Source organism: Phenylobacterium sp. (assembly GCF_028290885.1).
In the GTDB taxonomy this organism is placed as follows: Bacteria; Pseudomonadota; Alphaproteobacteria; order Caulobacterales; family Caulobacteraceae; genus Phenylobacterium.
Genome location: NZ_JAQGIZ010000191.1, coordinates 1 through 7,557, shown reverse-complemented (window position 1 = coordinate 7,557; position 7,557 = coordinate 1). Strand labels below are relative to the sequence as shown.

The window sequence follows — 7,557 nt, the reverse complement described above, 5'->3', positions numbered from 1 at the left end:
TCGCGCCGCCACATCGAGCGGCTCTCCGCCAAGGGCGTCCGCATCGCGCTGGACGACTTCGGCACCGGCTATTCCAACCTGCGCGCCCTGATGCACCTGCCGATCCAGACGGTGAAGCTCGACCGCTCGCTGATCTGCGACGTCGCCAAGGACGCCCGGGTCGGCAAGCTGGTGGGCTCCATGCTGCACGCCGCCCGCGCGCTGGGCGTCGGCATCGTCGCCGAGGGCGTCGAGGACGAGGCCCAGGCGATCCTGCTGCGCGCCGCCGGCTGCGAGCGGATGCAGGGCTACTGGTTCGACCGCCCGATGCCCGCCGACCAGATGGAGGCCCGCCTGCGCCAATCCATGGCCGCCGCCCCCCGCACCTTCGTCGCCGAACCCTCGCGCCGCCGCGCGCACGGGTAGCGGCCTACCCCGCGGCCCCGCCCGGGCGGGGGCGCAGCAGGTCCGACCAGCGCCAATAGCCCGAGCCGACCACCAGCCGAGGGGCGCCGGGGCCGTCGTTCAGGGAAATCAGCACGAGGCCATGCACCGGCTCGGCGCGGCAGGCCTCCGGCGCGAACCCGACCTCCCACATGATCGCCTCGCGGACGGCGGCGAGGCCTGCGCCGTCCTGGCCGTGGCTGCGGATCCAGTCGCCGTTCCAGACCAGGAGCGCCTTGCCGCCTGAGCCCGCCGCGTGCGCGTCGGCGACGGCGGCCTGCACCTGCGGATCCTTGCGCAGCGCCGCCTGCAGCCGCCTGACCATGTCGCAGGGGCGCCCGGAGGGGCCGGAGCCCGCGGTCGCCGCCGAGGCGACCTGGGCGTCGCTCAGCTCGGCGACGCCTTCCGACGACGGGCCCTCGCTGGCCGGCAGGGGCACAATGTCCGGGCGCGCCGGCGTCCGCCGGGCGATGTTCCGCGGCGGCGGAGGCGGCTGCACCGGCGCCGGCGGGGCTGCGGCGGGCGGTGTCTCCACCTTGGCCGGCGGCCGCGCCTCGACCAGCATGACCGGCATCGGCGGGAGCTCCGGCGGCGCGACCTTCGGCGCATCCCGGTGCGCCGAAACCAGCACGAAGATCACCAGCGCGTGGCCGGCGACGCTCAGGGTCGTCGTGAGCAACCCACGCCGCCTCCCCGACCGCCGCCTAGGCTGAATCGACATTCATTCGCTCCGGCCGACACGGCCACGGAGGAGGAGACGCCTCCGATCGGGCTGAATGTAGGCCGCCGCTACGCCAGGACGATCAGCACCACCCGGCGATTGGCCTGCCGGCCGGCCCGGTTGTTGTTGGGCTGCGCGGGCACGTCGGCGCCGTAGGAGATGGTGCTGATCCGGTTCAGCGCCACGCCGTGTTCGTTGAGGTAGCGGCGCACCGCCTCGGCCCGCTCTTCGCCCAGCCTGTAGTTGTAGTCCTTCGAGCCGGTGGCGTCGGTGTGGCCCTGCACCTCGACGTAGACGTTGCGGTTGTCGGTCTTCAGCTTGTCGACGAACGCGTCGAGCCTGGCCTGCGCCTCGGGCGACAGCGCCGCCTTGGAGACCCCGAACTTCATGCTGTCGTCGGTCAGCACCTCGGAATAGAGGAACTTGCCCTCGGCCAGCTTGCCGGCGGCCGTCGCCCGCTGCAGCGCATCGCGCGACGTCTGGTCGAGCGTCGCGATCTTGGTGTCGTGGTCCGCGACACGGCCGGACACGTCGCTGACCCGCGTATCGACCGCGGCCACATGCTCGTTGACGTATTTCTCGGTAGCGCAGCCGCCCAGGCCCGCCACACCCAACACCATCGCCCCTGCAATCACCGCACGCTGGATCATCGAAGTCCCTCCGTTGCTGTCCGTTCGAACCGCCGTAAACCCCCAACAGCGCAATCCATCGGGGCCGAAGACGGCGGTTTGTGGGCAAAGCTTGGCTGCGGTGCTTTTGTTCCAACTGCAGAGCCAGATCATCGCTCAGACGGAAAGCCCCCAAAAACCGATGTCATGGATGGGGGCCCACCGCTCACGCCGTCTCCGACGCGATCCGCGCCACCAGTTCCTGCAGCTGGTCGCCGCTGATCAGGGTGACGCCTTGCGACCTGGCGCGTTCGACGTCCTCGTCGGGGGGCGCTGGCCCCACGCACATCAGCGTCAGGTCCTCGGTCACCGTGCCGCGCACGCCCAGGCCGACCGACCGGGCCACGGCGGCCAGGTAGTCCATGCGCGCCTCGGACCAGCCGGCGAAGCAGACGGCGTGCTGCTCGAAGCCGCCGGACAGCAGCCGCTTGAACTCCATGGCGTCCGCCGGCGGCACGGGCGGGGTATGCCAGGCCTCTTCCTCGCTCAGCGGCGCGCCGCCGAGGCGCGCGCGGACCACGGGCGACATCGGCGGCGCCGTGACCTTCGCTTCGAGCTCGGCGGGCCAGGCCAGGCCGAGCGTCACCCCATAGGGGATCAGGTCGCCGTCCTCGGTGATGAACCCCCCGCAGACGTAGGCCGGGCAGGCGGCCGGCCGGCCCTCGACGCCCAGCGCCGCCAGCCGCGCGCCGTAGCCGGCCGCGTCCTCCCGCCGAAGGTAGCCGACCCGCCTGCCCTCGATCACCACCGCCACGGCGTTGGGGTCGGAGTGGTTGTCCGGCTCCGGGACCAACAGGGCCGCGCAATGCAGGTTGACCCCCTGGGGCTCGTGGCCCGCGATCGCTTCCAGCGCGGCCTGGTAGTGGCTCTCGCCGGCGATCTCGAAGTCGCACCAGCGCCGGCCCTGCAGGCGCACGGGCGGGTCGTCCGGCAGATCGAGAGGGGTTTCGGGAGGCGCGCCGCGGCGCAGGGCGTGCATCGCCAGCGCGATGGCCACGGCTCCGAGGATGAGTGCGAGGAAAAGCTCCAACTGGCCCCCCTCCGGTGGCAGGCGCCCTTCACCTTGCGCGATATACGGCCCTTCCCGCAAGAACGCCGGTCGGCGAGCGTCAGGTTACTCCCGCATCGTCACGCTTCCCCGCCCGTTTTCTAAAGCCACGCTGAAACCGTCGGTCGCTCCGCCGGTTAGGCGGCGATGGCGCGATATCATTTCCATACGGAGGATGGTCGTCACCACCCGGACCAGGACGGGCTTGAGCTGGCCGACGTCGCCGCCGCCCGCGTGGAGGCGGTCAAGGCGATCGGTCAACTGATCAACGAGAAACCCGACGAGTTCTGGCGTGACGGCCTGTTCCGCATGACCGTCACCAATGCGGAAGGACTGACGCTGTTCATTCTCGACATCAGTTCCATCGTGTCGCCGGCGGTGCGCCTGTAGGCCGGAACCTTCGCCCGAGAGGATCATTCCGGCCTCGGAGCGGTCTGAGGGCTCCAAGCCTTCAGACCGGTTGAGCAGGCCCTGGCGCCGCGGCGCCGGGGCCACCCTCGGCGCCATGTCTGCCGGATTCGCCGCCAGCGCCAGGCGCCGGCCGGAGCAGCATCGGCGGCATGATCCGTCGGCGCCGGACCCAGCCGGTTCTGGCCTCCGCCTAGGCGGCCTAGCGCGAGAAGGCGCCGCCGGATTGGACAGAAGCCGCGGATCAGGCAAGGCTCGCCCGACGATGCCTGACGAACGCAAGAAAGACCGCTACGCCTTACGGGCCGACGGCCCCGGCTGGACGGTCTACGAGCTCTGGTCGGGCAATCCCGCCGCCGTCGCCGGAGTCCCGCAGACCGGGCTTTCCGAGGACGACGCCCGGCACATGGCGGCGCTGCTCAACGCCCAGTCGCGCCGGGGCGACAGCTCCATGCGCCGGCGCCCCTAGCGCGTCACGCCTCGCTGAGCTGCAGCGCCGGGTAGTCCACGTAACCCTCCGGACCCGCCGAATAGAAGGTCTCGGCGATCCACGGATTGAGCGGCGCGCCGCTCTTCAGGCGCTCGGGCAGGTCGGGGTTGGAGATGAACAGCTTGCCGAAGGCCACCGCGTCGGCCTCGCCCGAGGCCACCGCGGCCCGGGCGCTTTCCAGGTCGAAGCCTTCGTTGACGATGTAGGGGCCGCCGAACGCCGCCTTCAGCTGCGGGCCGAGGCTGTCGTCCGCCCGGCGCTCGCGCGCCATCAGGAAGGCCAGGCCCCGCTCGCGCATAGCGCGGGCCACGTAGTCGAAGGTGGCGGAAAGGTCGCTGTCGCCCATGTCGTGCACGTCGCCGCGCGGAGCGAGGTGCAGGCCGACCCGGTCGGCGCCGAACACCGAGATCGCCGCGTCCACCGCCTCCAGCATCAGCCGGGCGCGGTTCTCGATTGCGCCGCCGTACTGGTCGGTCCGGCGGTTGGACTTGTCCTGCAGGAACTGGTCGAGCAGGTAGCCGTTGGCGCCGTGCAGCTCGACGCCGTCGAAGCCGGCGCGCCGGGCGTTCTCCGCGCCCTGCCGGTAGGCCTCGACCACGCCCTTGATCTCATCGATCGAAAGCTCTCGCGGCACCGGATAGGGCCGCTGCGGCCGCAGCAGGCTGACGTTGCCGTTGGCCGCGATGGCGCTGGGCGCCACCGGCGCCGCGCCGCCGTGGAAGCTCGGGTCGGAGATGCGGCCCACGTGCCAGAGCTGCAGCAGGATCAGGCCGCCGGCCTTGTGCACCGCCTCGGTGGTGAGCTTCCAGCCCTCCACCTGCTCGTCCGACCAGATGCCCGGCGTATCGGCATAGCCGACGCCCAGCGGGGTGACCGAGGTCGCCTCGCTGACGATCAGGCCGGCCGAGGCGCGCTGTGCGTAGTACTGCGCCACCAGCGGACCGGGGGTGCGCTCGACGCCGGACCGCGACCGCGTGAGCGGCGCCATGACGATGCGGTTCTTGAGCTTCAGCGCGCCGATCTGGATCGGGTCGAACAGCGAGGTCATGCACTAAGTCCCTGGGTGAAGGTTCGCACTCAGGTAGGGCCTCCGGCGACGGCCGCACCCGAAGTTTTCCTGGAAGGTGCGTGAGAAATGCGGGAGCCCTGGTCGGCAGGACCGCGCCGACCTACTGGAGAAAGCGCCCGATCGCCGGCAGCGACCAGCGCCCCAGGATCCAGATGTCGAGCCAGACGACGGCGATGGTGAGCGCGTAGAGCGACGCCAGGACGGGCTGGCGCTTGGTCATGTTGCGGATTACCCCCGCGACCAGCGGCCCGGTGATGGGACCGAGCGAGGCGTAGCCCAAAAGTCTGATGCTCTTTCGCGTCGACATGCCGGCATTGATCCATGGATGGGCGCGTAACGTAATCCCCAAAGCGAAGGTTGCGCCGCGTCGGCCGCAAAATCCAGGACCGCCCGACGCTCCGGGGTGGGGCGTCGAGCCCCACTCCGGTTGCGCTCTCCTTGGGGTCGGGAGGTTCGCCTGGAGCGGACCTCCCAGCGGTATCACCTGTCGAAGGGGCGCCAGTGTCCCTGCGAATAATAGCCGTGATCGTCCTGGCGATCCTTGCGCCAATGGTAATGTCCCTTACGGTTTTGCTCCCGCCAGGCGTCGTCGTGGAAGGTCACGCCCAGATTGCTGGGGTAGGTCGTGTAACGCTGCGCCACGCGCCAGCACTCGCCGTAACGGTTGCAGGCCACGTCGGCGGAGGCTGACGTGGCGGACAGCGCTATGGCGCCCCCAGCTACCGCCGCCATCAGTGCGCCGGCAGCCAAGGTCTTGTTGAAGTTTTTCATTCGATCGTCCTTTCGTTAAGCCCGGGCTCAACGGACGGGTCGGATGGTTGTTCCGGCGACAGGCCTGATGCTCTACTTGCAGACACTCAGACGCTCCCTGGACGGATCTCTGGTAGAACGTCGTTCCGCGGACAGGCGCCGCCCTTCATCTCATCCGCGCCCGCTTCCACACCCGCCGCCGTCCGCAAACGCGCTTGCGCTGCGGCGAAACCGAGTTCAGGCCGCCATGCACCGCTCGACGAATGAAACGAATGCGCGAGCCTTGGCGCCGGCGAGCCGGCCCGTCGGGTAAACGGCGGACAGGCTGGTTGGCGGCAAGCTCCAGTCCTCCAAGATCGGCACGACCTCTCCGGATTTCAGCTCGGGCGAGAAAAGCCACTCCGATGACACCGCCAACCCAAGGTCGCAGGTCACCGCCTCCCGCAGGCCCTCCGCTTGGGTCACTTTCAAGCGCCCCTGGAGAGACACCGACACCTCGGCGTCAGCCTTTCGAAACGTAAAGGAATCACGCCCTCCGCCCCGCGTAAGGATGATGGCCTGATGGCTGACCAGGTCGTCGGGCGAAGTCGGGATTCCATGGCGCTGCAGGTACGCGGGCGTGGCCACGACCATGGAGCGGCCCTCCGCGATCCGGCGGGCGGTCATGTTCGAATTCGGCATTGCTCCCGTTCGTAGCGCAACATCAACGCCTTCGTTGACCAGATCCACCAAGCGGTCGTCGAGGACAAGCTCCAGCTCGAGGTCAGGGTTTTCGGCCAAGAACGCCGACAAGCTCGGAATGACATGGAGCCGTCCAAAACAGATCGATGTCGACACGCGCAGCTTCCCTGAGAGGCCGTTCGCGACCCCTTGCGCCGCCATCACCGCCTCGTCGGCTTCCTCGATCGTCCGCTTCGCGCGCTCATAGAAGGCCCGGCCGGCCTCGGTCGGGACCACGCTGCGCGTCGAACGCAGCAGCAGGCTCACGCCCAGCCATTCCTCGAGCTGGACAACAGCCTTCGAGACGGCCGGCTGCCCGACACCTTGACGCCGCGCCACCGCCGAAAACGAGCCGGCATCGACGACCCGCACGAAAATCTCCAGGGCCGCGAGTCTGTCCATTAAGCGCTCCGTCGGTCAGCTGATCTCGTCGACACGGTCCGGGTAGAAGGCCACGTAGTCCTTGATCTGCGCCATCGCATCAAATGGGGTCTCGTAAGTCCAAACCGCATTGAGCGAACGCTCTCCGCCGGCCGGAATGCTGAAGTACGAAGCGTCGCCCTTGTAGGGACAATAGGTCGTGTGTTCGCTGCGCGTGAGCGCGGCCATGTCGACATCCCGACGCGGGATGTACTGGACGGCGGGATAGGACGCCTCGCGAAGGGTCACCGCATCGCGGGTGTCGGCGATGATCTTCCCGCCGACCGTGACCACGACGCGAGACGGATTGGCTTCGATCGTAATCGGGTGATCGGGACCCGGAACCTTGATCGGCTTGTCGGTCATGATCGGCATCCTTGTGATGTGGGAATGGCGCCTCGGCGTCCAAGAGCCGGGCCCTGTCTGCAACAAATGGGGTGGGCGCCCGGGCGCGGCGTCAAACCTCCGCGCCCGGACACAGGATCAGTTGGCGCTGTGGCCGCCGTCGACGTTGAGGATGTGGCCGGTGATGTACGAGGCTTCGTCGGATGCGATGAAGACGATCGCGTTGGCGAGCTCCTCCGAGAGGCCGAGTCGGGCCATAGGAACTTCCGTGACCAGATCCGCCTTGTTCTCCGGCGTGCGCGTGAAGCGCGTCAGCATGCCGGTGTCGGTGGGGCCGGGCGCGACGCCGTTGACACGGATTCCGGACTCGGCGAGCTCGAGCGCCACCGACTTGGTGATGCCTTCGACCGCGTGCTTGCTGCCGACGTAGACCGAAGCGCCGGCTGCGCCCTCGTGCCCGTAGGTCGAGGAGATGTTGACGATGCTGCCGCTGCC

12 protein-coding genes are annotated in these 7,557 nt (G+C 69.2%); 3 read left to right on the top strand and 9 right to left on the bottom strand.

Annotation, left to right across the window (positions count from 1 at the left end; all coding sequences use genetic code 11):
* Positions 1–405, top strand: a 405-nt coding sequence (locus tag JWP28_RS13020; protein ID WP_299543492.1) for an EAL domain-containing protein, incomplete at its 5' end; no start/stop codon positions are given.
* A gap of 4 nt (positions 406–409) precedes the next feature.
* On the opposite strand, the gene JWP28_RS13015 is transcribed toward JWP28_RS13020, so the two are convergent.
* The 3 genes from JWP28_RS13015 to JWP28_RS13005 all read right to left on the bottom strand — a co-directional run bounded on the left by JWP28_RS13015 (position 410) and on the right by JWP28_RS13005 (position 2,842).
* Entirely contained in the window at positions 410–1,102 is a 693-nt protein-coding gene (locus tag JWP28_RS13015; protein WP_299543490.1) for a hypothetical protein, read from the bottom strand.
* Positions 1,103–1,212: 110 nt separating this feature from the next.
* The gene (locus tag JWP28_RS13010; RefSeq protein ID WP_299543489.1) at positions 1,213–1,794 is read right to left on the bottom strand and encodes an OmpA family protein; all 582 of its coding nucleotides are present in this window, start codon (positions 1,792–1,794) and stop codon (positions 1,213–1,215) included.
* Positions 1,795–1,978: 184 nt separating this feature from the next.
* Entirely contained in the window at positions 1,979–2,842 is an 864-nt protein-coding gene (locus JWP28_RS13005) for a hypothetical protein (RefSeq protein ID WP_299543488.1), read from the bottom strand.
* Positions 2,843–3,007: 165 nt separating this feature from the next.
* Between JWP28_RS13005 and JWP28_RS13000 the strand changes: the two genes are divergently transcribed.
* Together JWP28_RS13000 and JWP28_RS12995 are read left to right on the top strand one after the other, a co-directional pair.
* Positions 3,008–3,250, top strand: a complete 243-nt coding sequence (locus JWP28_RS13000) for a hypothetical protein (RefSeq protein WP_299543487.1) — start codon at positions 3,008–3,010, stop codon at positions 3,248–3,250.
* A 283-nt stretch (positions 3,251–3,533) separates the two neighbouring features.
* Positions 3,534–3,737, top strand: a complete 204-nt coding sequence (locus JWP28_RS12995) for a hypothetical protein (protein ID WP_299543485.1) — start codon at positions 3,534–3,536, stop codon at positions 3,735–3,737.
* A gap of 4 nt (positions 3,738–3,741) precedes the next feature.
* Here the strand turns inward: JWP28_RS12995 and JWP28_RS12990 are convergent, their stop codons facing one another.
* From JWP28_RS12990 to JWP28_RS12965, 6 genes are all read right to left on the bottom strand, one after another.
* Positions 3,742–4,806 (bottom strand): alkene reductase, encoded by a 1,065-nt coding sequence (locus JWP28_RS12990; RefSeq protein WP_299543484.1) that lies wholly within the window; start codon positions 4,804–4,806, stop codon positions 3,742–3,744.
* 121 nt (positions 4,807–4,927) lie between these two features.
* Positions 4,928–5,134 (bottom strand): hypothetical protein, encoded by a 207-nt coding sequence (locus tag JWP28_RS12985; RefSeq protein WP_299543482.1) that lies wholly within the window; start codon positions 5,132–5,134, stop codon positions 4,928–4,930.
* A 173-nt stretch (positions 5,135–5,307) separates the two neighbouring features.
* On the bottom strand, positions 5,308–5,598 hold the full coding sequence (locus JWP28_RS12980) for a hypothetical protein (RefSeq protein ID WP_299543480.1): 291 nt from the start codon (positions 5,596–5,598) through the stop codon (positions 5,308–5,310).
* A 216-nt stretch (positions 5,599–5,814) separates the two neighbouring features.
* The gene (locus JWP28_RS12975) at positions 5,815–6,699 is read right to left on the bottom strand and encodes a LysR family transcriptional regulator (RefSeq protein WP_299543478.1); all 885 of its coding nucleotides are present in this window, start codon (positions 6,697–6,699) and stop codon (positions 5,815–5,817) included.
* A 15-nt stretch (positions 6,700–6,714) separates the two neighbouring features.
* Positions 6,715–7,083 (bottom strand): DUF427 domain-containing protein, encoded by a 369-nt coding sequence (locus JWP28_RS12970; RefSeq protein WP_299543476.1) that lies wholly within the window; start codon positions 7,081–7,083, stop codon positions 6,715–6,717.
* Positions 7,084–7,200: 117 nt separating this feature from the next.
* A partial coding sequence (locus JWP28_RS12965) for an SDR family oxidoreductase (RefSeq protein WP_299543474.1) occupies positions 7,201–7,557 on the bottom strand: 357 nt, incomplete at its 5' end.